This is a genomic window from Kitasatospora sp. NPDC093806 (assembly GCF_040683335.1).
GTDB lineage: Bacteria > Actinomycetota > Actinomycetes > Streptomycetales > Streptomycetaceae > Kitasatospora.
On record NZ_JBFBDO010000067.1, the window covers coordinates 1 to 22811 of the forward strand.

At 74.6% G+C, this 22811-nt stretch carries 18 protein-coding genes and 2 pseudogenes; 4 read left to right on the top strand and 16 right to left on the bottom strand.

Going from position 1 to position 22811, the window contains the following annotated elements; all coding sequences use genetic code 11:
- The 12 genes and pseudogenes from AB0N76_RS26345 to AB0N76_RS26400 form a co-directional block, all read right to left on the bottom strand.
- Nucleotides 1–249 (bottom strand): annotated as a pseudogene (locus AB0N76_RS26345) (hypothetical protein); the annotation flags it as partial.
- Nucleotides 250–821: 572 nt separating this feature from the next.
- Entirely contained in the window at nucleotides 822–2234 is a 1413-nt protein-coding gene (locus AB0N76_RS26350; RefSeq protein WP_363560998.1) for a family 2B encapsulin nanocompartment shell protein, read from the bottom strand.
- A gap of 434 nt (nucleotides 2235–2668) precedes the next feature.
- A complete protein-coding gene (locus AB0N76_RS26355; RefSeq protein ID WP_363561000.1) occupies nucleotides 2669–4036 on the bottom strand; it encodes a lysine 2,3-aminomutase in 1368 nt (455 codons plus the stop codon).
- Nucleotides 4037–4108: 72 nt separating this feature from the next.
- Nucleotides 4109–4999: a hypothetical protein gene (locus AB0N76_RS26360; protein ID WP_363561002.1), complete on the bottom strand. Its 891-nt coding sequence runs from the start codon at nucleotides 4997–4999 to the stop codon at nucleotides 4109–4111.
- Nucleotides 5000–5264: 265 nt separating this feature from the next.
- Nucleotides 5265–6089: a DUF1963 domain-containing protein gene (locus tag AB0N76_RS26365; protein WP_363561004.1), complete on the bottom strand. Its 825-nt coding sequence runs from the start codon at nucleotides 6087–6089 to the stop codon at nucleotides 5265–5267.
- A 284-nt stretch (nucleotides 6090–6373) separates the two neighbouring features.
- Nucleotides 6374–7339: a terpene synthase family protein gene (locus AB0N76_RS26370; protein WP_363561006.1), complete on the bottom strand. Its 966-nt coding sequence runs from the start codon at nucleotides 7337–7339 to the stop codon at nucleotides 6374–6376.
- Between the two features lie 54 nt (nucleotides 7340–7393).
- Nucleotides 7394–8659, bottom strand: a complete 1266-nt coding sequence (locus tag AB0N76_RS26375) for a cytochrome P450 (RefSeq protein ID WP_363561008.1) — start codon at nucleotides 8657–8659, stop codon at nucleotides 7394–7396.
- An 80-nt stretch (nucleotides 8660–8739) separates the two neighbouring features.
- Entirely contained in the window at nucleotides 8740–8901 is a 162-nt protein-coding gene (locus tag AB0N76_RS26380; RefSeq protein WP_363561010.1) for a hypothetical protein, read from the bottom strand.
- Between the two features lie 188 nt (nucleotides 8902–9089).
- On the bottom strand, nucleotides 9090–9599 hold the full coding sequence (locus tag AB0N76_RS26385; RefSeq protein WP_363561012.1) for a hypothetical protein: 510 nt from the start codon (nucleotides 9597–9599) through the stop codon (nucleotides 9090–9092).
- A gap of 218 nt (nucleotides 9600–9817) precedes the next feature.
- Nucleotides 9818–11329 (bottom strand): PLP-dependent aminotransferase family protein, encoded by a 1512-nt coding sequence (locus AB0N76_RS26390; protein ID WP_363561014.1) that lies wholly within the window; start codon nucleotides 11327–11329, stop codon nucleotides 9818–9820.
- Between the two features lie 150 nt (nucleotides 11330–11479).
- Nucleotides 11480–11767, bottom strand: a complete 288-nt coding sequence (locus AB0N76_RS26395) for a hypothetical protein (protein ID WP_363561016.1) — start codon at nucleotides 11765–11767, stop codon at nucleotides 11480–11482.
- Nucleotides 11768–11923: 156 nt separating this feature from the next.
- Nucleotides 11924–12448 (bottom strand): universal stress protein, encoded by a 525-nt coding sequence (locus AB0N76_RS26400; protein ID WP_363561018.1) that lies wholly within the window; start codon nucleotides 12446–12448, stop codon nucleotides 11924–11926.
- A 263-nt stretch (nucleotides 12449–12711) separates the two neighbouring features.
- On the opposite strand from AB0N76_RS26400, the gene AB0N76_RS26405 reads away from it, so the two are divergent.
- The gene (locus AB0N76_RS26405; protein WP_363561020.1) at nucleotides 12712–13344 is read left to right on the top strand and encodes a DinB family protein; all 633 of its coding nucleotides are present in this window, start codon (nucleotides 12712–12714) and stop codon (nucleotides 13342–13344) included.
- Between the two features lie 27 nt (nucleotides 13345–13371).
- Here AB0N76_RS26405 and AB0N76_RS26410 read toward each other — a convergent pair whose 3' ends face one another.
- A complete protein-coding gene (locus AB0N76_RS26410) occupies nucleotides 13372–13971 on the bottom strand; it encodes a pyridoxamine 5'-phosphate oxidase family protein (protein WP_363561022.1) in 600 nt (199 codons plus the stop codon).
- A 136-nt stretch (nucleotides 13972–14107) separates the two neighbouring features.
- Between AB0N76_RS26410 and AB0N76_RS26415 the strand changes: the two genes are divergently transcribed.
- The gene (locus AB0N76_RS26415) at nucleotides 14108–14878 is read left to right on the top strand and encodes a DeoR/GlpR family DNA-binding transcription regulator (RefSeq protein ID WP_363561078.1); all 771 of its coding nucleotides are present in this window, start codon (nucleotides 14108–14110) and stop codon (nucleotides 14876–14878) included.
- A gap of 27 nt (nucleotides 14879–14905) precedes the next feature.
- Here AB0N76_RS26415 and AB0N76_RS26420 read toward each other — a convergent pair whose 3' ends face one another.
- The 3 genes from AB0N76_RS26420 to AB0N76_RS26430 are packed head-to-tail and all read right to left on the bottom strand — an operon-like array spanning nucleotide 14906 to nucleotide 18625.
- Nucleotides 14906–15988, bottom strand: a complete 1083-nt coding sequence (locus tag AB0N76_RS26420) for an ABC transporter permease (RefSeq protein WP_363561024.1) — start codon at nucleotides 15986–15988, stop codon at nucleotides 14906–14908.
- Nucleotides 15985–17589 (bottom strand): sugar ABC transporter ATP-binding protein, encoded by a 1605-nt coding sequence (locus AB0N76_RS26425; RefSeq protein WP_363561026.1) that lies wholly within the window; start codon nucleotides 17587–17589, stop codon nucleotides 15985–15987. The genes AB0N76_RS26420 and AB0N76_RS26425 overlap by 4 nt, the downstream gene beginning before the upstream one ends.
- Nucleotides 17582–18625, bottom strand: coding sequence for a substrate-binding domain-containing protein (locus AB0N76_RS26430; protein WP_363561028.1), 1044 nt, complete (start codon nucleotides 18623–18625; stop codon nucleotides 17582–17584). The genes AB0N76_RS26425 and AB0N76_RS26430 overlap by 8 nt, the downstream gene beginning before the upstream one ends.
- 276 nt (nucleotides 18626–18901) lie before the next feature.
- On the opposite strand from AB0N76_RS26430, the gene AB0N76_RS26435 reads away from it, so the two are divergent.
- A complete protein-coding gene (locus tag AB0N76_RS26435) occupies nucleotides 18902–21022 on the top strand; it encodes a hypothetical protein (RefSeq protein ID WP_363561030.1) in 2121 nt (706 codons plus the stop codon).
- A gap of 101 nt (nucleotides 21023–21123) precedes the next feature.
- Nucleotides 21124–22797: pseudogene (locus AB0N76_RS26440) on the top strand (NPCBM/NEW2 domain-containing protein); the annotation flags it as partial.
- Between the last annotated feature and the right edge of the window lie 14 nt (nucleotides 22798–22811).

The following is a 22811-nucleotide window of genomic DNA, read 5'->3' on the forward strand; positions in this document are numbered from 1 at the left end:
GGCGTCGGGACGACCGGTGGCGGTGGCACCGGCGCGGGCGCCGGCGGCGGTGCCGGCTCCGGGGTGGGTGTCGGCGTGGCGGTGGGGCTCGGCGTCGGCGTCGGGGTGGGCCGCGGGGTCGGCGTCGGCGTGGGAGTCGGCGTCGGCGTGGGGCTGGAGGTCGGCGTCCGCGAAGGCGTGGGGCTCGGCGACGGGCACGGGTGGTGGTGCGGCGGCCAGGGCTTGGTGGGCCACGGCTTCGGCGGCCACGGCTTGGGCGGCTCCGGCGTCGGGTGCGGGTGGTGGTGGGTCCCGGAGAGGTCGACCCCCACGCCCACTTCCACGTCCACGTCGACCTCGACGTCCACGCCCCCCTGTCCCACCCCGACCGAGACGCCCGTCCCGGTGTGGACGCAGGTTTCGATGATCGGCCCGTGCGGCCACCCCCTGCCGTGCTGGGCCTGGGGTCGGGCGGCGGCCGAGCCGCTGAGCAGCGCGCAGAGCGCCGCCACCCCGGCGGCCGCGCCGGCCAGCCGGACCCGCCGCGCGCGGGCGGCCGCACCGGTGGCGGCGGCGGCCCGGTCCTTGCTCTCCGTGGGCCCGGACGGGCTCCGGTCGGCGGTCACGACGATCCGTCCGTCGGTATCCGCCGGGGCGGCTGGGGCTGCGGCATGGGCTCCATGCACCTCTCGTGTCGTCAGGAGGGTCGGCCGCGCCGGAGAAGGGGGCCGACACCGGACGGCCCGCCTCGGGGGCGGGCCGTCCGACGTCTGGTGAAACGATCATGCGGTGGGCCGGTTACGGCCCGGGGCGGGCCGTCGGGGACGGCCCGCCCGTGCGCCTCAGTGGCGGCCGTGCGCGATCTCGACGTTCTCCAGGACGCCGACCGCGTCCGGGACCAGGATCGCGGCCGAGTAGTAGGCGCTGACCAGGTAGGAGATGAGCGCCTTCTCGTCGATGCCCATGAAGCGGACCGAGAGGCCCGGCTGGTACTCGTCCGGGAGGCCGGTCTGGTGCAGGCCGATGACGCCCTGGTTGTCCTCGCCGGTCCGGATCACCAGGATCGAGCTGGTGTTCTCCTTGCTGATCGGGATCTTGTTGCAGGGCAGGATCGGCACACCGCGCCACGCCGGCACCTGCTGCCCGCCGAGGTCGACGTGGTGCGGGTAGATCCCGCGCGCGTTGAGCTCGCGGCCGATCGCGGCGATGGCCCGCGGGTGGGCGAGCAGGTAGTCGGGGTCGCGGCGGCGGTTGAGCAGCTCGTCCAGGTCGTCCGGGGTGGGCGGACCGGAGTGGGTCTGGATCCGCTGGGCGAAGTCGGCGTTGTTGAGCAGGCCGAACTCCGGGTTGTTGACCAGCTCGAACTCCTGGCGCTCGCGCAGCGCCTCGATGGTCAGCCGGAGCTGGTGCTCGATCTGGTTCATCGGCTGGTTGTAGAGGTCGGCGACCCGGGTGTGCACCTTGAGGATCGTCTGGGCGACGCTCAGCTCGTACTCGCGCGGCTTGAGCTCGTAGTCCACGAAGGCGCCGGGGAGCTGGTACTCGCCGTGGTGGCCGGCCGACATGGCGATCTCGGCCTCGCCGCGCTCGTTCTGGCGCTGGAGCGGCAGGGCCAGGAAGGCCTGGATGTGCTCCTGCAGCGCGGCCGAGTTGTCGCGGATCTGCTCGAAGTCACGGCGCGGCAGCGACAGCACGGTACCGGCGGTCACCGTCTTGGCGGTGAACTCCCAGACGGCGGCCGGGTCGAGCACCGACTGCTCGCCGAAGCGGTCGCCGTCGCCGAGCACGCCGACCACCGTCTCGTCACCGTACTTGCCGATGCCGATCTGGTTGATCTTGCCGTGGGCGATCAGGTAGATGCGGTCGGCGGCCTCGCCGCGCTCGGCCAGCACCTCACCGGGACCGAAGTCGCGCTGCTCGCAGCGGTCGGCCAGCGCGGTCAGCACCTCGTCGTCCTCGAAACCGCGCAGCAGGGCGAGCTCGCCCAGCTCCTGCGGGATGACCCGGACCTGGGAACCGGTCTTGATGAACTCGACCCGGCCGTCGCCGACGGTGTAGGTGAGGCGGCGGTTGACCCGGTAGGCGCCACCGGCGGCCTGCACCCAGGGCAGCACCTTGAGCAGCCAGCGGGAGGTGATCTCCTGCATCTGCGGCGCGGACTTGGTGGTCGTGGCCAGATTGCGGGCAGCGGCCGTCGTCAGGCTGGACTGCGCCGTCACCTGCGGTGTCTCTTCCGGGCTCGTCTCCACGGGCATCGGCAGGGTTCTCCTTAGTCTGGTCAGGCTCGTCTGGTCAGTTCACGGCGGCCCGTCGCGCGACCGGCGGCGGCCGGCAAAACAATGGCTCGACGGATCATCAGATACGCGTATCGGCGGGGGTGTTGGCGGTTCTCGCGATGCGGTGCGCCCGCTCGGGCGATCCATCGGAACCCTAGATCACCAAGGCCCGGCCGACCCGGTACGGCAGCCGAGTGCCCCCCGATAGGGTGAATCTCTCCGATCGGAAGGTTTGAATCCGGCGACCGTGCACCGTTGCGCCGACGCGTTTCTGCGCATGCGAATCGCCCAGACGTAGGAACGATTCACTCCACCCGAACGGAGGAGCGCGAACGCCCGCCCCCCAGCGGCTGGGGCGCGGGCGCTGCGAATGCCTGTTCGATCATCGAACAGGGGGTGACCGGGGGCGCGGTTCAGACCAGCGCGGGCTCCTCGACGAAGCTCGGCTCGGCCGCGAACCACGGCCGCCGCTCGAACGAGGCCGGCCTCAACTGGTCGAACCAGGTGGCCCGTTCGTCGTAGCGGGCGAAGAACGGCAGGCCCACCCGGTCCGGTTCGCGGGCCTGCAGGAAGCGGCAGACGAAGACCCGCTCGCCGGCGATCTCGGCGACCCCGTCCACGCAGACCTTCCCCGGCCCGGCCGACATCACCGGCCCGCGCGCCGTCCGCTCCAGCCCCGAGACCTGCCGGAAGGCCTCCTGGTAGACGGTCACCGCGCGCGCCAGCGGCACCTCGAAGTAGGAGCTCGCCCCGGTGTCGCGCTCGACGAACAGGTAGTACGGCACGATGCCGAGCGCCACCGCGTCCCGCCAGAGCGCGGCCCAGACCGCCGGATCGTCGTTGACGTGCCGGATCAGCGGCGCCTGGGCCCGGATCACCGCGCCGGTCGAACGGATCCGCGCGACGGCCGCCCGGACCGCCTCGCCGGCCAGCTCGCGCGGGTGGCTGACGTGCGCCATCACCGCCACCTGCCGCCCGGCGGCGACCACCCGTTCGAACAGCCGGAGCAGCCCGTCGGCGTCCGGGTCGGTGGTGAAGCGGTGCGGCCACCAGGCCAGCGCCTTGGTGCCCAGCCGGATCGTGCGCAGGTGCTCGGTCCCCGGGCCGAGCAGCGGTTCGACGTAGCCGGCCAGCCGGTCGGTGGACATGATCAGCGGATCGCCCCCGGTGATCAGCACGTCGGAGACCTCCCGGTGGGCCCGCAGGTAGGCCAGCGCGGTCGCCGGGCCGGGCAGGCTCTGCCGCAGGTCCGGCTCGCCGACGAACTGGGCCCAGCGGAAGCAGTAGCCGCAGTAGGCGTGGCAGCTCTGGCCCTGGGCGGGGAAGAGCAGCACCGTCTCCCGGTACTTGTGCTGGAGGCCCGGCACCGGGCGGCCGTCCAGTTCGGGGATGTTCTCCTCCAACTGCCCGCCCGGGTGCGGGTTGAGGGCCCGCCGGGCGGCGGCGACGGCCTCCGCCAGCCGCGCCCGCGGCGCACCCGCGGCGATCAGCCCGGAGATCCGGTCGAAGAGCTCCGGCGGGAGCATGTCCCGGTGCGGGAAGGTCAGCCGGTACATCGGGTCGTCGGGGACGCGCCGCCAGTCGATCAGTTCCTCCAGGACGTGGTTGTTCACCTTGAACGGCAGGACGGCCGCGACCACCGCGATCTCGTGCCGCAGCCGTTCGTCCGCCCCGGCGAGCTGTGGCAGCCCGGCCAGCCGGTGGCCCGGAACCGCGCGCAGCCTCGGCCGCGGGCCGCCGGTGGAGTCGTCGTTCACGTGCTGGTCTCGTACGGTTCGCACCCGTGTCACCCTTCTCCCGGCCGCTCCCCGCGGCCCTTCGGGAAGCCTAACCTCGGTTGTCATGACCACCCGTCAGGGGGCTTGGGAGGGAGTTGAGTTGGCCCGGCGGGAGGCCCTGCGGCGGGCGGTCCACCAGAGCGCGCTCACCACCACGGAGAGGCCGATCAGCACCACGGCGAGCGCGGGCCAGCGGCTGCCGGCGAGCCGGACGTCCGCGAGCAGCAGCAGTGCCACCGCCCCGGCCGGGAGCAGCAGCGAGAGCAGCGCCCGACCGGCGGCGGCCGCGATCCCGGGGGCGGCCCTGGTTCGGTGCGGGCCCGGCCAGCCGGCCGGATCGCCGCCGAAGTGGAAGGCGACCGCGCGGGTGGCCAGCCGGTCGGTGGCCCAGGCGTAGTTGACCGCCATGTACGGGAGCCAGACCAGCGGGGCCAGCGTCCCGAGCAGGATCACCAGGACCAGCAGGACCCACTCCGCGGCCGACCGCCAGCGGGACGGCGGCGGGTCGGTGTCCTCGCTGGTCAGCCCGAGCAGCCGGGCCATCCGCCAGAGCAGCGAGCCGAACCCGCGGAGCCGGCCGGACCGGCGGCCCCCGGCGGTCTCGCGGGCGGGCCCGGCCGCGAGCGCCCGCTCGGCGGTGGCGAGGTCGGGGTGGGCGCCCTGGAGGACGAGCAGCTCGGCGGTGCGGGCGGGGGCCGTCGGGTCCTTGCCGGCGAGCGCGGCGAGCTCCAGCAGCAGCTGGCCCTGGGCGAGCAGCGCGGTGCAGAAGGCGAACGGGATCAGCCAGACGAAGGGCCCGCCGACGAACGCCCCCTCGCTCTGGCTGACCCGGCGGGCGTGGTCGACGGTCCGCCGCACCAGCTCGCCCGGCGGCGCGTCGGGGTGGGCCGCCCGCAGCGCCGCGACCCGACGGGCGGCGCGCGGCCCGCGGTGGCGGACGCCGAACACGGCGAGCAGCTCCGGCATCCGGGCCGGGTGGGCGCGCAGCGAACGCAGCAGTTCGGCGACGGGGGCGGCCTCGTCGGCGTCCCGCCCGGTGCTCCCCGCCGCCTGGGCCGGGTCCGCCGCCGGGGCCGGGTCTCTATCCGGGGCCGAGTCTGATTCCGGGGCCGGGTCTGTTTCTGGGGCCACGTCCGTCCACCGCTCCGCCGTGCGGTCCGGCCGGCCTCGGCCGGGCCTTCTCCCAGCCTAGCGGCGGCCGGGCGGGGCCGCCCGGCCGCGCCCGGCCCGGTCAGGCGACCTCGAAGCCGTGCCGGACCCGGTCGAAGCGGCCCGCCGCGAGGTCCTCGTCGGTGATCCAGAAGGAGACGTTGACGCACTCGCCCCAGTCCACGTCCAGTGCGGCGCTCTCGATCTGGAGCAGCGGGCGGTGCCCCTCGGGGCGGCCGGTGTCGGTGTCGCACCAGCCGAGCACCCGGACCGCGGGGCGGGGCAGCTGCTCGGCGACGTCCTGGGCGAGGTCGAGGGCGATCAGGAAGTCGTCGGGGAAGACGTTCTCCAGCTCGCGGTCCTGGTAGGACGGCGCGGACAGCGCCCAGGCGGCGCGGACCGGGACGGCCGGGACGGCGGGCGTGCCGCGGTCGTCGGCCGGCGCCGACCGCGGCGGGGCGCCGACGGGCACGTGCAGGACGCGGCAGCCGCGGCCGCTGAAGTCGGTGAGCCACTCGTCGTGGAAGAACAGCAGCAGCCCGTCGGCGGGAAGCGGCCAGTCGCCGCCGGCCGGCCCGCCGGCCCGGAAGGCCGCCGCGAGCCCGGCGCAGTCGAGCTGGGCGAGCAGCTGCATCGGCCGGCCGGCGAAGGCGGGCCAGTCCGTCCCGTCCGGCAGCCCTGGCAGCCCGCCGAGCCGCCCGCCGTCCGCACCGGGTGCGTCCGGTCCGGCCGCCTCCGCCGGGTCGAGCGCGTCGAGCACGAGGGAGGAGCGGAACAGCCGGTGGACCCGGGGCGCCAGCAGCTCGCCGGCCCGTGCGCGGATCACCGCCGCGACGGCGTCGGGGATCGGCGGCGCGCCCTCGTCCGGGGCGGTCGCGCGGGCGTAGGTGGTCACGGATTCGGCCATGGCGCCCAGCCTGCCACCCGGGTCCGACAATTCCCGGCGCCCGCTCGGTCCCGGGCCGCAGCGGTGCCGCCCGCCGCACCGAGTCGAACGGGTACGCGCGTACGGCCGGTCGGCCCGGAGGGTTGGTCACAGCCGCCGCCGCACCGCGACGGTGAGGCCGGAGGGGGCGCTCGGGCGGCAGCGCCGCGGCGGGGGTGACGGCCCCGTCGCCCGTGCCGAGGTCGTCGTCTACGGCCCGCAGCCGGCTCGGGGCCCGGTCCCGGGCGGGCCCGGAGGGTGGGGGCTCACGTGCCGGGCCGTCCGTCGGCGGGGGTCCGGTAGCGGGGGGTGGCGAGGTGCCAGGCGACGGTGTCCGCGGCGAGGCGCTCCACGTCGGCCAGGTGGGCGGCGAGCGCCGGGTGGCCGAGGCCCAGGCGCGGCAGGGTCGCCTTGAGCCGCCGGTAGGCGTCCAGTTCCTCCGCGGCGGCGCGGGCGGCGGCGTCGACGCCCTGTTGCAGGGTCAGGCCCTGCTCGGCGCGCAGGACGAGCACGATGTTGAGGGGGTGCCGCTCCTCGCGCAGCTCCTTGGCCAGCGAGTGCACGTCGTTGGCCAGGACGTGGAAGTCGACCATCATCGCGCCCAGGGCCTCGACCACGGGGTGGCCCAGCAGGTGGGCGGGCACCGGCCGCTCGTGGATCACCGGGTACAGCTCGTGCAGCGGGCGCACGCCCAGGACGACGGGTCGCAGGTGCCGGTACTCGGCCGGCGTGGGGGTGCGGCGGTGCAGTCGGAGGTCCGCCTCCCACAGGTGGGCGCCCAGGTAGTCGCCCAGCGCCGTGCGGAAGCGCCCGGTGTGCTCGGGCCGCCGGAAGGCGCGCAGGTGCCGGCCGAGGTGGGCGGTCAGCCGGGTGAGCGGCAGGTCGTCCGGGGTGGTGGGCGCCCCGTCGAAGGCGGCCAGCACGCGGTCGTAGGCGCGGGTGAGGGCGGCGGGGGCCTGGCGGGTGATCCAGTCCTCGTGCAGGCAGAACTGGGCGTAGTAGAGCATGGCCAGGCGCAGGCCCTGCCGGGAGGTGCCGGGATAGAGCCGGCCGGTGAGGGGGCCGAGGCCGATGTCGGCGAGCCTGCGGCGCAGGCCGGCGGGGGCGTCGATGCCGGCCAGGAGTGCCAGGACGTCGTTCGCGGCCGGTTCGGCGTGCGGGTGCGGGTGGGCGCCGAAGGTGGAGGGGAACGGGCCGGGGATGTCCGGGAGGACGGGGAGTTCCTCGGTCACGGCCCGGCTCCCCGCCGGTCCCGGCTGACCGGGGCGGCGCCGCTCACCGGGCGCTCACCGGGCGCTCACCCGCAGCCGCAGGCCGCGCGGCATCAGCAGGGCGCGGGGCCGCGGCGACGGCGCGACGACGGGGGCCGGCCGCCAGTTCCCGGTGATGACGGCGAGCCCGGTCACGACGCTCTCCACGCCCTGGCGTTCGCCGATGCACTTGCGGGCCCCGGCCCCGAAGGGGAGGAAGGTGGCGCGGTCGGGCGGGCCGTCGCGCCAGCGGTCCGGGTCGAAGAGCTCGGGCCGGGGGTGGAGCTCGGGGCGGCGGTGCAGCAGGTAGGGGCTGAGGGCGACGGCGGTGCCCGCGGGCAGCCGGACGCCGCCGAGGTCCGTGTTCTGCTCCACCGAGCGGGTCAGCAGCCAGGCCGGCGGATGGAGCCGCAGCGCCTCGGTCACCACGGCCCGGGTCAGGACGAGGCGGGGCAGGTGCTCCGGCGCGCAGGCGGCGTCGCCCAGGACGGCGTCGCGTTCCGCCCGTACGGCCTCGGCGACCGCCGGATGCTCGGCCAGCAGGTGCAGCGACCAGGCCAGGGCGACGGCACTGGCCTCCACGCCCGCGTGGAGGAAGACCTGCACCTGGTCGATGATCTCCGTCTCGGACAGGGCCGGCCCGCCGAGGCCGCCGAGGTCGGAGCCGGCGACACCGAGGAGGGTGGAGAGCAGGTCCCCGTGGTCGCGCCGCTCCGCTCGGCGGGCGCGGATGATCGCGGCGACCTCGCGGCGCAGCCCGGCCGCGGCCTCCCGGTAGCGCCGGTTGGCGGGCAGCGGCAGCCGGTTGACCAGCGCGGGGCTGAAGGCGCGGCGGAAGATCCCGTCGTCGAGGACGGCGAGCATCCGGCGGATCCGCTCGCCGGTGGCGTCGGGCAGCGAGGTGCTGAACAGGCTGCCCAGGAGGCCGCGGGTGGCGAAGGCCATGGACTCCGCGATCACGTCGAGGACCTGCCCATCGCGCCAGGCGCCGGTGGTCTGCCGCGCGGCGGCGGTCGCGGCGGCGACGACGTTGGGCAGCCGGTCGGCGCGGAAGGACGGCTGGCACAGCCGGCGCTGGCGCCGGTGGTCGCGGTGCGCGCAGGTGACGAGCCCGTTGCCGAGGACCTCGCGGACCCGCTCGTACAGCGGACCGCCCTTGTCGAAGGTCCGGTCGTCCAGGAAGACCTGACGGACCAGCCCGGGGTCGCAGACCAGGACCAGCGTGCTCGGCCCCAGCCGCAGCCGCAGCATCGGCCGGTCACCGGGCAGTCCGTCCAGGAAGGCCAGTGGATCCCGCAGCATGGCCGGTCCGTGCCCCAGCACCGGTCGGGCCCGGGGCGCCGGCCGGATCGAGGCGAGCCCGGAGCCGGCGCCGGACGCCGTCACAGCGCCGCCACCGAGGGGGCGCGGCCGCGCCCGCGGCGTGCGCGGAACCGGCGGGGGCCGTGCCGGGCGGCCTCGGTGGTCGGGGCGCAGGGGCGCTCCGGGTGCTGCGCGCCGGTGGGTTCGGCGGCCTCGGGTGCCCGGGTCTCCGCTTCGGACATGGCGGTGCTCCGCTCACGAAGTGCGTGGGCGGCAAGCCTCCCGCGCCACCGCCGCCGTCCGGTGCCGCCACTCCGCGCGTCACCCGTCCGAGCGAGGCGCGACGGGCCGGCGGGTTCCGCAGGACGCGGGTCCGCGGTCCTGCGGAACCGGCCGGCCGGCTGCGGTGGACGGGAAACGGGGGGCGGGGTCAGGAGCAGGTGACCTCGTTGCCGGGGACGTCGAAGATGCCGGAGTCGGTGGCCGTGCCTGCCGCGTACTCGTAGTAGAGGTACGTGTAGAAGTCGATCCGCGCGCCGTTGCCGCAGGCCGAGTCGGTGGCGATGGTGTAGGTCAGGGTGACCGTCGTGGTGGCGCCGGCCGCGACCGGGACGCTGTGGTGGACCAGGCCGTTGGTGGCGCCGGTGTCGCAGGAGGAGACGTTGCCGCCGCAGGAGGAGAAGCCGTACTTCAGGCCGGTGTTCAGGGTGGTGCCGTAGGTCGGCTGGATGGACTCGTAGACGAACTGCACGGGGGTGTCGTGCGGGTTGGTCAGGGTGAGGGTCAGGGTGACGGCGGAACCCGGGGTCGCCGTCGCCTTGTCGGAGGAGACCGAGAGCAGCGGGGTGGCGGCGTTCGCCGGGGTGGCCGTCAGCAGCAGGCCGAGGAGGAGGGCGAGGATCGCGGGCAGGCCGATACGGCTCAGGAATGAGGTGCGCATGACCATGGAGCGTAGGCGGCGGTGCGGACCCCGGTGGGCGCCTCCGCCCCGGCCCGTACCGGCATATGACAGCGGAGCGGACGCCGGAGGCCATTACCCTCCGGTTCCGCCCTTCGCCGCGCCGTCGGCGATCTACCCTCCGCACCCGCGGGCGATCTACCCTCCGCACCCGCCTGCGGCTTCCCGGCCGGGTCTCCGGGCCGGTCAGGGCGGCGGCGTCAGGGCGGCGGCAGGGCGTCGCAGAGCGCGTCCAGCGCCGCCGGGTAGGCGTGGTCGGGCGGCGTGGCGTAGCCGACGACCAGGCCGTCCGGGGCCGCCATCGCCTCCGGCGCGAGCAGCGGGTGCCGGAAGGCGGCCAGCCCGTCCACGGCCAGCCCCCGGCGGTCGGCGGCCGCGAGCGCCGGCCGCTCGGTGCCCGGGGCGAGCCGCAGCACCGCGTGCAGACCGGCCGCGATCCCGGTGACCCCGACGTGCGGGGCGCGCTCGGCCAGCGCGGCGACCAGCCGGTCCCGGCGGTCCCGGTAGCGGCGCCGCATCCGCCGGACGTGCCGGTCGTAGCCGCCCGAGTCGACGAACTCCGCGAGCGTCAGCTGGTCCAGCGCGCTGGCCCAGGCCTCCCGCTCCCCCTTGGCCGCGAGCACCCGGTCGACCAGGTCGTCCGGCAGCACCAGCCAGCCGAGCCGCAGCGCCGGGCTCAGGCTCTTGCTCGCCGTGCCGAGGTAGACCACCCGCTCCGGGTCCAGGCCCTGGAGCGCGCCGACCGGCTGCCGGTCGTAGCGGAACTCCCCGTCGTAGTCGTCCTCCAGGACCAGCCCGCCGCTCCCCCGCGCCCAGTCGACCACGGCCGCCCGCCGGGCCGCGTGCAGCGGTCCCCCGGTCGGGAACTGGTGGGCGGGGGTGAGCAGCACGGTCCGCACGTCCGGGTGGCGGGCCAGGTCGCCGACCCGGGCTCCGTCCTCGTCGAGCGGCAGCGGTACGGAGCCCACCCCGGCGGCCGCCAGCAGCCCGCGGTGGAAGGCCAGTCCGTAGCCCTCGACGGCGAGCGGGCCGGTGGTCGCGGCGGGGAGGACGGCGCGCGGGCCGTCGAACAGCAGCCGCAGCGCGTGCGCGAAGCCGGAGCAGATCACGATCCGGTCCGGGTCGGTGCGCACGCCGCGGGCCCGGGCCAGGTAGTCGGCGAGGACGCCGCGCAGCTCGCGGCGGCCCTGCGGGTCACCGGGCCCGAAGGCCTCGTTGGGCGCGGCGGTGAGGGCCCGGCGCCCGGCGGCGAGCCAGCCGCCGCGCGGGAAGGCGGCGGCGTCCGGCTGGCCCTGGCGCAGGTCGTGGGCGGGGCGCGGCGCCCGGGCGGAGCGGCGGGCCCGGGTCGCCGGGGCGGGTTCGGCCCGTTCGGCGACGGTGGTGCCCGAGCCCTGACGGGCGGTGAGCCAGCCCTCGGCGACCAGCTCGGCGTAGGCGTCGGCGGCGGTGTTCCGGGCGATGCCGAGGTCGGTGGCGAGGGTCCGGTAGGGCGGCAGCCGGGTGCCGGGGGCGAGCCGGCCGCTGCGGATCGCCTCGCGCAGGGCGGCCATCAGGGCGGCCCGCCGGCTGCCGGTGGCGGGCAGGTCGAGGTGCAGGTCGGTACCGGACGGGCCCGCGTCGCCGGGGGTATCGGTGCCGGTGGCGCTCTCGGCGCCCGGTGGGCCGGCCGCGCGGCGGGGTGTCCGGGGCGGTTCGGCCGGAGTCTCCGTCATGGTCCCGAACCCTATCGCCGGGCCCGGGTCGGCCCCGGGGCCGGGCCCGCCGCCCCGGGGCCGGTGCTCCGCCGGGCTGCACCGCCGCCCCGGGTGCCACCGCCGCCCCGGGCGTCACCGCTGCGCCGTCCGGCCGGGCACCGTCGGACCTCAGTCGATCCGGATCGAGTTGACGATGTACGAGCGCACGTCGTTGCGGGTGCGCTCGGCGAGCGTCGAGTCCGTCGAGTAGGCGCTGACGGTCAGCCAGATGTTGCCGGACTGCGGGACGCAGACGACGGTCGCGATCACGTCCGCGTTGCCCCCGATCACCTGGTAGTCGCCGTCACCGGCGAGGTCCCAGACCTGGAGGCCCTGCCGTTCGAGCGCCGTCTGCGCCAGGCCGAGGCAGTCGCCGAGGGTGTCGTTCTTGGTGAAGGTGCCCCAGTGTGCGTACATGCGGGTCTCCCGTTCGTGCCGTGCCGACGGCGGTCGGCCGGGCCGTCTGCTCCGGCCCGTACCGAGAGCGTCGGGGAGCCGCCGTCCCGGGCGCACGGGGCCGGGGTCCCGTTCCGGCCCGACCGCCGGCCCGGGACCGCCCCCGCGCCGACCCGGCTACGGGACCACCGTGACCGGCCAGCGGCCCGCCTTGACCAGCCGCACCGCGACCGAGCCGATCACCCGGTGCCCGGCCTGCTCGGAGGCGCCGACCACCACCGCGTCCGCCCGCAGCTCGTCCGCCAGCCGGGCCAGGCCGGTGAACGGGTCGCCCCGGACGGTGAGGAACCGCCAGTCCAGCCGCCAGACGTCGCGCAGCCGGTGCTCGGCCTCGCGCAGCGCGGCGAGCAGCTCCTCGGCGATCTCCCGGGTGGTCTCCTCCACGGCCGCGCCGGCCAGGGCGGTGGCCGCGCCCAGGACCGGCTGGATGTAGGCGATCGCCAGGTTGGCGTTCTGCCGCCGGGCCAGTCCGGCCGCGTAGGCGGTGGCCCGCCAGGCCGACTCGGAGCCGTCCAGGCCGGCCAGGATCACCTTCGGCCCGTCGGTCCCCAGCTCGAAGCCGGCCGGGGCGACCGCCGCGCCCGGCTCCTGGTCGCCCTCGAACGCCTCCGCGTCCCACTGCGCATCGCTCTCGTTGCTCATGCCCCGAGGCTATGCCGGACCCGCCGGTGCGGGCGGGTCCGGTGGATCGGGTCGGACGACGCCACGGCGTCAGGGGGCGTGCGCCGCAAGGCGGAGGAGGTCCATGTGCCCCCCGGGGGGTGCCCCGAAAAGGCGTGGCCGGGGCCGCCGCGGTTGTGGCAGGGTGCGGCCGAGTGCGCCGGGAGCCTCCCGGTGCCGCGCCAGCGCACGTCCACCACCGGCCACCGGCCACCCGCCACCACCGGCCACCCGAGGAGCGTCCGATGACCCTGCCCGCCCGCCTGGCCCCCCTGCTGGAGGAGTTCGACTTCGCGCGCAAGCGCCTCGCCGACCGGCTGGCGGGCCCGGTGGTGGACAGCGGCAACGGCAACGACGTCCCGGTCGGCCCGCTCACCGACGAGGAGTACCGCTGGGAGCCGGTGCCCGGCTGCTGGTCGGTCCGCCGGCACGCGGACGGCCCCGGCGAGCGCGCCACCCGGCTGGACGGCGCCGGCGCGTGGGGCCGCGACGCCGCCGCGTACCCGCACCCGGTGCCGCCGCCGTTCACCACCCTGGCCTGGCGGCTGAGCCACCTCACCGAGATGCTCACGCTGCGCGCCGATCACGCCACCGGCACCCGCTCGCTGACCCGGGAGGACTTCCCGGTGAGCGGTGACGCGGCCTCCGCCGTCCAGGCCTTCGACGCCGCCGCCGACGCCTGGCGGACGACGCTGCTGACCGTCGACGACGCCGCGCTGGACACCGTCGGCTTCTGCGCCTACCCCTACGGCAGCGACCCGGAGAACCCGTTCTGGGAGATCGTCTGGTGGGTCAACCAGGAGCTGCTGCACCACGGCGCGGAGATCGCCCTGCTCCGCGACCTCCACCACTACCGCCACCGCACGGCCCAGGCGTAGACCCCGGGCCCGGGCTCAGGCCCGGGCCTAGACCGGCTGGACCGCGTCCGGGCGGGCGGGCAGCGGCAGCGGGATCGCGGGCAGGCCGTCGAGGCTGGTGCCGATGTACTGCTTCGACTCGCAGTAGGCGCCGAACTCCTCGTCGGTCTTGCGGCTGAAGTACTGGTCGTGCAGGTCGCGGTCGCCCTGGTAGTCCATCATCGGGACGGCGAAGCCGCAGGAGTCGCTGACCCGCTCGGCCCGCACCAGGACGATCGCCCGCAGCGAGGCGCCGTCGACGGCCGGGTCGAACCGCCCGAGCAGCTCGGTGAACCGCGGGTCGTCCCGGAAGACCGCCTCGCCCTGGCCGTGCACCCGCAGGATCTTCGGCGGCCCGTCGAAGGCGCACCACATCAGGGTGATCCGCCCGTTCTCCCGGACATGGGCCACCGTCTCCGCCGCGGACCCGCCGAAGTCCAGGTAGGCGAGGGTGAGTTCGTCGAGCACGACGAGGGTCCCGGAGCGCCCCTTGGGCGAGAGGTTGACGTGGCCGTCGGCGGCGAGCGGCGCGGTCGCGACGAAGAAGACGGGCTGTCTCTCGATGAAGGAGCGCAGCTTGGCGTTGATATTTTCGTATGTCTGTCCCATGCCGCCATTCTGCCTCCAGCAGCGGGTTCCAAGATCGGCCAGTATCCTTTGCTGACTGTTCGGTCCTGAGGACGTACCAGCGTGAGGGAGTGGAGCCGTGGCGGACACCGGACTGTTGGCCCACCAACGACAGGCGATGATCGCCGAGATGGTGCGCCGCAGCGGGGCCGTGCGGGTCGCCGAGCTGGTCGACCAGCTGGGCGTCTCGGACATGACCGTGCGTCGCGACCTCGACGCGCTGGAGCGCTCGGGCGTGGTGAAGAAGGTGCACGGCGGCGCCGTCGCGGCCTCGGGGACGGCCATCGACGAGCCCGGCTTCGAGGCGAAGTCGGGCCTGGAGTCGGCCGCGAAGGCCGCCGTGGCGGAGGCCGCGGCGACCCTGGTGGAGCCGGGGAGCGTGATCGCGGTCGCCGCGGGCACCACCGCCTTCGCGGTCGCCGCGCGGCTGCTGCACGTGCCGCGGCTCACCGTGGTCACCAACTCGCTGCCGGTCGCGGAGCTGATCCGGGCGGCCGGCGAGGAGCAGGAGGCCACCGCGCCGGCGCTGCTGCTGACCGGCGGCTCGCCCACCCCCTCGGCCGCGCTGGTCGGTCCGCTGGCCGACCAGGCGGTCCAGTCCCTGCACGTGGACCTGCTGATCCTGGGCGCCCACGGGGTCTCCGAGAAGGCCGGTCTGACGACGCCGAACCTCGCCGAGGCGCAGACCAACCGCGCGCTGATCGCCTCCGCGCGCCGGGTCGTCGTGGTGGCCGACCACACCAAGTGGGGCGTCGTCGCGCTCAGCGGGTTCGCCGCGCTCGACGAGATCGACGTGTTCGTCACCGACTCGGCGCTGAACGCCCAGGCCCGCGGCGCGCTGGCGGAGACGGTCGGGGAGCTGGTCGTCGCGCAGGTGCCGGAGGCCTGACCGCGCCCTCGGCCGGGCCCGGCGCGGCTACCCGGGCAGGCCGACCGCGCGTTCGCCGCTGCGGGACTGCTGGATGACCACCGCGACCACGAGCAGCGAGCCCTGGGCGACGTTCTGCCAGAACGAGTTGATGCCCTGCACGGTGAGGCCGTTCTCCAGCGCGCCGAGCAGGGCGACGGCCAGCAGCGTCCCGCCGATGCCGCCCTTGCCGCCCTTGAGCGCGCAGCCGCCGAGCGCGGCGGCGGTGATCGCCTTGAGCTCCAGCCCCTCGCTGCCGGAGACCGGCTGCCCGGACCCGGTCCGGGCGGTGAGCAGGATGCCGGCGAGCGCGGCCACCGCGCCGATCAGGGCGTACACGGCGACCAGGTACTTGTTGATCGGGATGCCGGCCAGCCGGGCGGCGGTGTCGTTGCCGCCGATCGCGTAGAGGTTGCGGCCGAGGTCGGTGTACTTGAGCAGCACGTGCACCGCCAGCGCGACGAGGATCAGGATCCAGACCATCACCGGCAGGCCGGCGACCTTGCCGCGGCCGAGGAAGACGAACACCGGGTCGGCGAGCACATAGCCCTGTGCCCGGCCGTCCGAGACGAGTTGGGCGACGCCCTTGTAGGCGGCCAGGCCCGCCAGGGTGGCGATGGTCGGGTTGACCCGGCCGTACACGATGACCACGCCGTTCAGCACGCCCACCAGGAGGCCGACGGCGACGGCGACGGCCATGCCCGCGAAGGCGTTCGACCCGGCCGAGGTGTAGGCCATGGCGCTGACCACGGAGGCCAGGCCGGCCTGCGAGCCGACCGAGATGTCCAGGCCGCCGCAGATGATCACGACGGTCTGGACCACGGCGAGCAGGCCGGTGATGGTCGCCGCCTCGGCGATCACCTGGACGTTGGTCCAGCTGAGGTAGTTGTCGTTGAGGACGCCGAAGACGGTGAGGACCAGGGCGAGGGCGCCGACCAGGCTGAGGTTCTGGCCGTCGACACCGGCGGGCAGCCCGCGCCGGCCGGCCCGGTGGACCGGCCGGTCGGGGGCGGGCGGGGTAGCGGCGGGCGCGGTGGCGGCGAGCCCGGTGGCGGGCGGGGTCTCGGCGGGCGGAGTGGCGGCACTGGTCACGAGGGGGCTCCCGGGGAGGTCGTACGGGTGATGTCGTCGGCCATGGCGAGCTGCAGGACGGCCTCCTCGGTGGCGTCGGCGCGGTCCAGCTCGCCGGTGACCCGCCCGCCCTGCATGACCACGATCCGGTCGGCCAGGCCCAGGACCTCGGGCAGTTCGGAGGAGATCACCAGCAGCGCGACGCCCTCCTCTGCGAGGTCGGCGATGATCCGGTAGATCTCGGCCTTGGCCCCGATGTCGATGCCGCGGGTCGGTTCGTCGAGGATCAGCAGCTTGGGCCGGCGGGCCAGCCAGCGGGCCAGCACGACCTTCTGCTGGTTGCCGCCGGAGAGCTTGCGGACCTCGTGCTCGATCGACGGGGTGCGCACCCGCAGCCGGCCCGCGTATTCCCGGGCCAGTTCGCGTTCGGCCCCGCGCCTGACGAAGCGCCAGCGGCGCAGCCGCTCCAGGACGGCGATCGAGGTGTTGTCGCGGATCGAGCGGTGCAGGAAGAGCGCTTGGGCCTTGCGTTCCTCGGGGGCGAGGCCGAGGCCGGCCCGGATCACCTTGCCCGGGTCGCCGAACGGCAGCGGCTCGCCGTCGAGGGTGACGGTGCCGGAGCGCACGGGCAGGTCGCCGGCCAGGGCGAGCGCGAGTTCGGAGCGCCCGGCGCCGATCAGCCCGGCCAGGCCGACGACCTCGCCGGCCCGCACGGTCAGGTCGACGTCCCGGACGTGGTCGGTGGTCAGGCCGCTGACCCGCAGCACGACGCGGTCGGTGGCGACGTTGCCGCGGACGAACACCGAGGACAGGTCGCGGCCGACCATCTGCCGGACGAGCTCGCCCTCGCTGGTGTCCCGCGCGTCCTGGACGCCGACGAGGGCGCCGTCGCGCAGGACGGCGATCCGGTCGGCGAGCCGGAAGATCTCCCGCATCCGGTGCGAGACGTAGACGACGGCGATGCCCCGCTCGCGCAGCCGGCCGATCAGCGCGAACAGGGCGTCGACCTCCTGTTCGGACAGCGAGGAGGTCGGCTCGTCGAACGCGATCAGCTTGGCCTCGCCGGTCAACGCGCGCATGATCTCGACCAGTTGGCGCTGGGCGGCGGTCAGTCGGGCGCCGGGGAGGTCGGGGTCGAGGACTCCGGTGAAGCCGAGCCGGTCGAGGTCGGCGGTGACCCGGCGGCGCAGCGCGGCGCGGTCCAGCCGGCGGCCGCGGCCGGTGGGCAGGGCGCCCACGTAGATGTTCTCGGCGACCGAGACGTGCGGGATGATCTCGGGTTCCTGCGGGACGATCCGGATCCCGAGGGCGCGGGCCTGGGCCGGGGAGCGCAGGTCGACGGGGCGGCCGTCGAGCAGGACGCGGCCCTCGGTGGGCGGTTGGTCGCCGGTGAGGATCTTCAGCAGGGTGGACTTGCCGGCGCCGTTCTCGCCCATCAGCGCGGTGACCGTGCCGCGGGGGAAGTCGAGGGTGACACCGCTCAGGGCCCGGACGGTGCCGAAGGTCTTGCCGACGGCCGCAACGCCGGTGGCTCCGGCGGGGGCCGGGCCGGGGCCGGAGGTCGGGCCGGGGGCGGCGGGCGGGCCGGGGGCGGCGGGCGGTGCCGCGGTCGGGTCACCCACAGGTGACGCCCGCGCTCTGCCAACTGGCGGCGTCGACCATGGTGGTACGGGCGAACAGTTCGGCGGGCAGGTCCTTACCGTTCTTGAGCTTGTCGTACATGGTCTGGACGGCGAGCGCGCCGACCTCCTTGCCGTTGATGAACAGCGCGGCCCGCATGCCGGTGGGCTTGCCGCCGCTCCAGTCCTTGCAGGCCAGGTAGGCGCCGAGGCCGATGCCGATGACCTGGTCCGCGCCGACGCCGGCGTTCTGCAGCGCGGTGACGCCGCCGTGCACGTTCTCGTCGTTGCAGCCCCACACCACCCAGTGCTTGACGCCCGCGTTGGCGGTGACGGTCGCGGCGACCTTGTCCTGGGCGCCGGTGGGCGTGTTGTCGGTGGCGACGTCGATGTTCTGCACCCCGGGCACGGCCGCGTTGAACGCCTCCTTGGCCGCCTTGACGCGGTCTCCGCAGACGGTGACGTCCTGCTTCCAGGCCGAGATCACCCGGGTGTCGGCGGCGCTCCAGCCGGCCTTGGCGTACTCCTCGGCGGCGCGCTTGCCGACCTCGGCCCCCATCTGGGCGCCGCTGAAGCCGATCCGCGGCACCAGGTCGGACTTGGCGCAGGAGGCGGGGGCGGGGCCGGTGGCGCAGACCTGGTCGTCGGAGGTGAGCAGGGCGATCTTGGCGTCCCGGGCGGTCTGGACGACCTGCGGTCCGACGGCCGGGTCCGGGACCACGATGATGACGCCGTTGGTCTTCTGCGCGATGGCCGCCTGGACCTCGCTGACCGTCTTGTTGGCGTCGTTGCCGAGGTTCACCACCTTGAGGTCGACGCCGAGTTCGGCGGCCTTCGCCTTGGCCCCGGCGGCCTCGCCGATGAAGTACTCCTGGTCGCCCTGCTTCTGCAGGTAGGTGATCGAGATCTTCCCGCTGACCGGGGCCACCGAGGCGTTGCCGGTGGTCGTCTCCTGTCCGGTGGAACACGCGGTGGTGAGGCCCAGGGCCAGCAGGAGGGAGCCTGCCGCGGCGCGGTGACGGGTGGTGCTTCGGGTCATGGACGAAACGCTCCTAATCAAGCAGAACCAAACGCATTCCAACGCGACGTGAAATATCCCACCACGCCGCGACGGACCGTCAAGCCCCGCCGCAGGACGAGATCAAGCTGTGACACGCCATATGGGACAAGTGCTGACAACGGTCGCCATGAGCATGCACGCCTCTTGAGTGACGGCCCACGCCATGCCTATGCTGCGTTGCTTTCTGTTTGAAAAAGAGACAGAAAGCACCATCGAGGCTCCCTCCCTCCCCCACTCGCGCCCCTTGGAGCGCCCATGCGCAGATCTGCGCCCCGCTTCCTGTCCCGCACGCTGTCCCGTGCCCTGCCCCGCGCGTTGCCCCGCACCCTGCTGGCGCTGGCCCTCGCGTCCTCCGGTCTGACCGCGCTGGCGGTCGGCCCGGCGGCGGCACCGGCCGCGGCCGTCGACAACGGACAGGCCCTCACCCCGCCGATGGGCTGGAACTCCTGGAACACCTTCTCCACCAACATCACCCAGGACCAGGTGATCCAGACCATCGACTTCATGGTCTCCCGCGGCCTGGTCGCGGCCGGCTACGACACCGTCACCGTCGACGACGGCTGGTCGTTGGGCCACCGCGACGGCCAGAGCGCCGACTTCGCCAAGAACGCCGACGGCGCGATGCAGCTCTACGACGCCAAGCGCAACCCGGTCAGCGGCACCGACGGCACCGGCTTCGACCTGACCAGCGGCCACCTGGTCCCCGACCCGAGCCGGTTCCCCTCCCGCACCGTCAACGGCCGGACCCTCAACGGCATCGAGTACCTGTCCTGGTACGCCCACGGCAAGGGCATGAAGTTCGGCCTCTACGCCACCACCACCTACACCACCTGCCAGGGCCGGCCCGGCAGCCTGGGCCACGAGAGCGTGGACGCCACCGACTTCGTAACCTGGGGCGTCGACTTCGTCAAGTACGACGACTGCCCCTACGGACCGAAGATCATCGGCCCGGACGGCCACGACTACTACACCCAGGGCGAGGGCCGGGAGCTCACCCGCTCCATCTACGCCCGGGCGCTGGACTTCCGCCGGGCGCTGGACGCCGCCTCCGCCGCGCAGAACCGGCCCCGGGTCACGCTCAGCGTCTCCGCCCAGCCCGTGCACACCGGCGTCCCCTACCTGCTGGCCGCCGACGACCCGGCCCGCACCGACCCGGTCGTGGTGGCCGCCGGCACCCCCGCCCGCCAGGCGCCCGGCTACGCGCCGACCGGCGTGTGGTGCGGCCAGGTCGCCAACCTGTGCCGGGTCGGCGGCGACCGGGGCCCGGACCTGGAGGGCGTGCTGTACAACGGGCAGCTGCAGACCGCGCTCCGCTACCCCGACAACGTCCGGCCGGGCAGCTGGAACGACATGGACATGATGTTCGCGGGCTGGATCAACCCCTACGGCGTCTACCCCACCACCGACGACTGTGTCTGCCACAAGCCGATGTCCGACGACGAGTCACGCGCCGAGATGTCGATCCTCGCCATGATGGCCGCCCCGCTGATCACCGGCGCCGACCTGCGCACCGCGGCCGACTCCCGGCACAGCGACAAGGGCGTCAGCTGGACCACCGGCATCACCGACTCCGCGCTCGCGATCTACAAGAACACCGACGTCATCGCCGTCGACCAGGACCGCCTGGCCAAGCCGGCCACCCTGGTCGGCAACCCGCCGAACAGCCCCACCGCGCCGCTCGTCCTCAAGCGCCCGCTGGCCGGCGGCGACACCGCCGTCCTGCTGGTCAACCAGGACCCGAACTACGCCAGGACCGTCTCCACCACCCTCACCGAGCTCGGCCTGACCGGCCCCGGCTACACGGTGAAGGAACTCTGGACCGGCGCCACCGGCACCTTCACCAACACCGTCAGCGCCAACGTCGCCCCGCACGGCGTCGCGATGTTCCGCCTCAAGGCGCTGCCCCGGACGGTGCCGGCCGCCGTCGTCGGCGACGGCCGCTACCACGGCATCAGCGCCGGCGGCACCGGCGGCCAGGCCCTGGAGGTGCGCGACACCTGCAGCGCGCCCGACGGCTCCCCCACCGACATCAACACCTGGTGGAGCTGGCACACCTCGGAGCAGTGGAAGTTCACCCCCAACCCCGACGGCACCGTCCGCATCACCGACAACTGCGACACGCCGACCCAGGTCCACGGCACCCTCACCGGCGGCAACGGGCCCGGCTCGGCCGCCTGGGTGCTCAACCGCTACGACCCCAACAGCCCGCACCAGAAGTGGCGGGTCCTGCAGGACACCACCACCGGCGCGCTGATCATCACCAACGTCGCCACCGGTCTGGCGCTGGACGCCTCGCAGACCGCCCCGACCTCCCCGGTCACCCTCAGCCCGGCCAACCCGGCGGCGCCCGGCCAGGCCTGGACGCTGCTCAGCTGAGCCGCCCTCGGGGCGCCGGACACGCCCGACGCCCGACGCCGGGCCCCGGCGCCCCCTCCGCCCACCCCGTCCCTTCGGCTCCCGCCCTTGGAGGACCACCCATGCGCATCCCCGACGCCCGACCGGCCCGCCGTGCCGCGGCGGCGCTCACCGCACTCGCCCTGTTAGCCGGCGGCGGCGCCCTCACCGTCGGGCTCCAACTCGCCACCGCCCCACCGGCCGCCGCCCTCGACAACGGCCTCAACCTGACGCCGCAGATGGGCTTCAACAACTGGAACTCCACCGGCTGCGGCGCCCAGTTCAACGAGGCCATGATCAAGGGCATCGCCGACCTCTTCGTCGACAAGGGCCTCAAGGACGCCGGCTACCGCTACGTCAACCTCGACGACTGCTGGGCGCTGCCCCAGCGCGACGCCTCCGGCAACCTCGTCGCCGACCCGGTCCGCTTCCCGCACGGCATCAAGGCGCTCGCCGACTACGTCCACGGCAAGGGCCTGAAGTTCGGCATCTACTCCAGCGCCGGCGACCACACCTGCGACGTGCTGGGCTTCCCCGGCGGCCTCGGCCACGAGCAGCAGGACGCCGACCTGTGGGCCTCCTGGGGCGTCGACTACCTCAAGTACGACAACTGCAACAACAAGGGCGTCGACGCGCGCACCCGCTACAAGACCATGGGCGAGGCGCTGAAGCGGACCGGCCGGCCGATCCTCTACAGCATCTGCGAGTGGGGCAGCACCGGGCCGTGGAACTGGGCGCAGCCGGTCGGCAACTCCTGGCGCACCACCGGCGACATCAGCGACACCTGGCAGAGCATGATCTCCATCGCCCAGGCCAACCAGGGCCTGGCGAACTACGCCAAGGCCGGTGCCTTCAACGACCCCGACATGCTGGAGGTCGGCAACGGCGGCATGACGGGCACCGAGTACCGCACCCACTTCAGCCTCTGGGCGCAGATGGCCGCCCCGCTGATGATCGGCACCGACCTGCGCAGCGCCGAGCCGGAGACCCTGGAGATCCTCACCAACCGCGACGTCATCGCGGTGGACCAGGACCCGCTGGGCAAGCAGGGCTCGGTCGTCTCCCGGGAGAACGGGCTGGTGGTGATGAGCAAGCCGCTGGCGGACGGCAGCCGCTCGGTCACCCTCACCAACGAGGGCTCCTACGACGCCACCATCAGCACCACCGCGCAGGCCGTCGGGATCGGCGGCGCCGACTCCTACACGGTCAAGGACCTGTGGTCGAAGAAGAGCAGCACCGGCAACGGCGCCATCAGCGCGGTGGTCCCCGGCCACGGCACGGCGATGTTCCGGGTCACCCCGAGCTCGCCGGTCTCCCCGCCCACCGGCGTGACCCGGCTCAGCGACCTGCCGTTCACCTCCGTCTCCAACTTCTGGGGCCCGGTGGAGCGCGACCGCAGCAACGGCGACCACGTGGCCGGTGACGGGAACACCCTCACCATCCGCGGCACCCAGTACGCCAACGGCCTGGGGGCGCACGCGCCCAGCGACATCGGCTTCCACCTCGGCGGCACCTGCCGCAACCTGGTCACCGACGTGGGCATCGACGACGACGCCTACGGCAACGGCTCGGTGGTGTTCCAGGTGTACAGGGACGGGGTGAAGGCCGCCGACAGCGGACCGGTCACCGGCCGGGACGCCGCGAAGCGGCTCACCGCCGACCTCACCGGCGCGCAGGAACTGCACCTGGTGGTCACCGACGGCGGCGACGGCACCGGCTACGACCACGCCGACTGGGCGAACGTCCGGATCGCCTGCGGCAGCGGCCCGGC

Coding starts and splice junctions, on each gene's coding strand:
- AB0N76_RS26350 (WP_363560998.1), bottom strand. CDS start 2,234: ATGCCCGTGGAGACGAGCCCGGAAGAGACACCGCAGGTGACGGCGCAG.
- AB0N76_RS26385 (WP_363561012.1), bottom strand. CDS start 9,599: ATGCGCACCTCATTCCTGAGCCGTATCGGCCTGCCCGCGATCCTCGCC.
- AB0N76_RS26410 (WP_363561022.1), bottom strand. CDS start 13,971: ATGGGACAGACATACGAAAATATCAACGCCAAGCTGCGCTCCTTCATC.
- AB0N76_RS26390 (WP_363561014.1), bottom strand. CDS start 11,329: ATGACGGAGACTCCGGCCGAACCGCCCCGGACACCCCGCCGCGCGGCC.
- AB0N76_RS26430 (WP_363561028.1), bottom strand. CDS start 18,625: ATGACCCGAAGCACCACCCGTCACCGCGCCGCGGCAGGCTCCCTCCTG.
- AB0N76_RS26415 (WP_363561078.1), top strand. CDS start 14,108: ATGATCGCCGAGATGGTGCGCCGCAGCGGGGCCGTGCGGGTCGCCGAG.
- AB0N76_RS26360 (WP_363561002.1), bottom strand. CDS start 4,999: ATGCCGGAGCTGCTCGCCGTGTTCGGCGTCCGCCACCGCGGGCCGCGC.
- AB0N76_RS26405 (WP_363561020.1), top strand. CDS start 12,712: ATGACCCTGCCCGCCCGCCTGGCCCCCCTGCTGGAGGAGTTCGACTTC.
- AB0N76_RS26400 (WP_363561018.1), bottom strand. CDS start 12,448: ATGAGCAACGAGAGCGATGCGCAGTGGGACGCGGAGGCGTTCGAGGGC.
- AB0N76_RS26365 (WP_363561004.1), bottom strand. CDS start 6,089: ATGGCCGAATCCGTGACCACCTACGCCCGCGCGACCGCCCCGGACGAG.
- AB0N76_RS26395 (WP_363561016.1), bottom strand. CDS start 11,767: ATGTACGCACACTGGGGCACCTTCACCAAGAACGACACCCTCGGCGAC.
- AB0N76_RS26380 (WP_363561010.1), bottom strand. CDS start 8,901: ATGTCCGAAGCGGAGACCCGGGCACCCGAGGCCGCCGAACCCACCGGC.
- AB0N76_RS26375 (WP_363561008.1), bottom strand. CDS start 8,659: ATGCTGCGGGATCCACTGGCCTTCCTGGACGGACTGCCCGGTGACCGG.
- AB0N76_RS26435 (WP_363561030.1), top strand. CDS start 18,902: ATGCGCAGATCTGCGCCCCGCTTCCTGTCCCGCACGCTGTCCCGTGCC.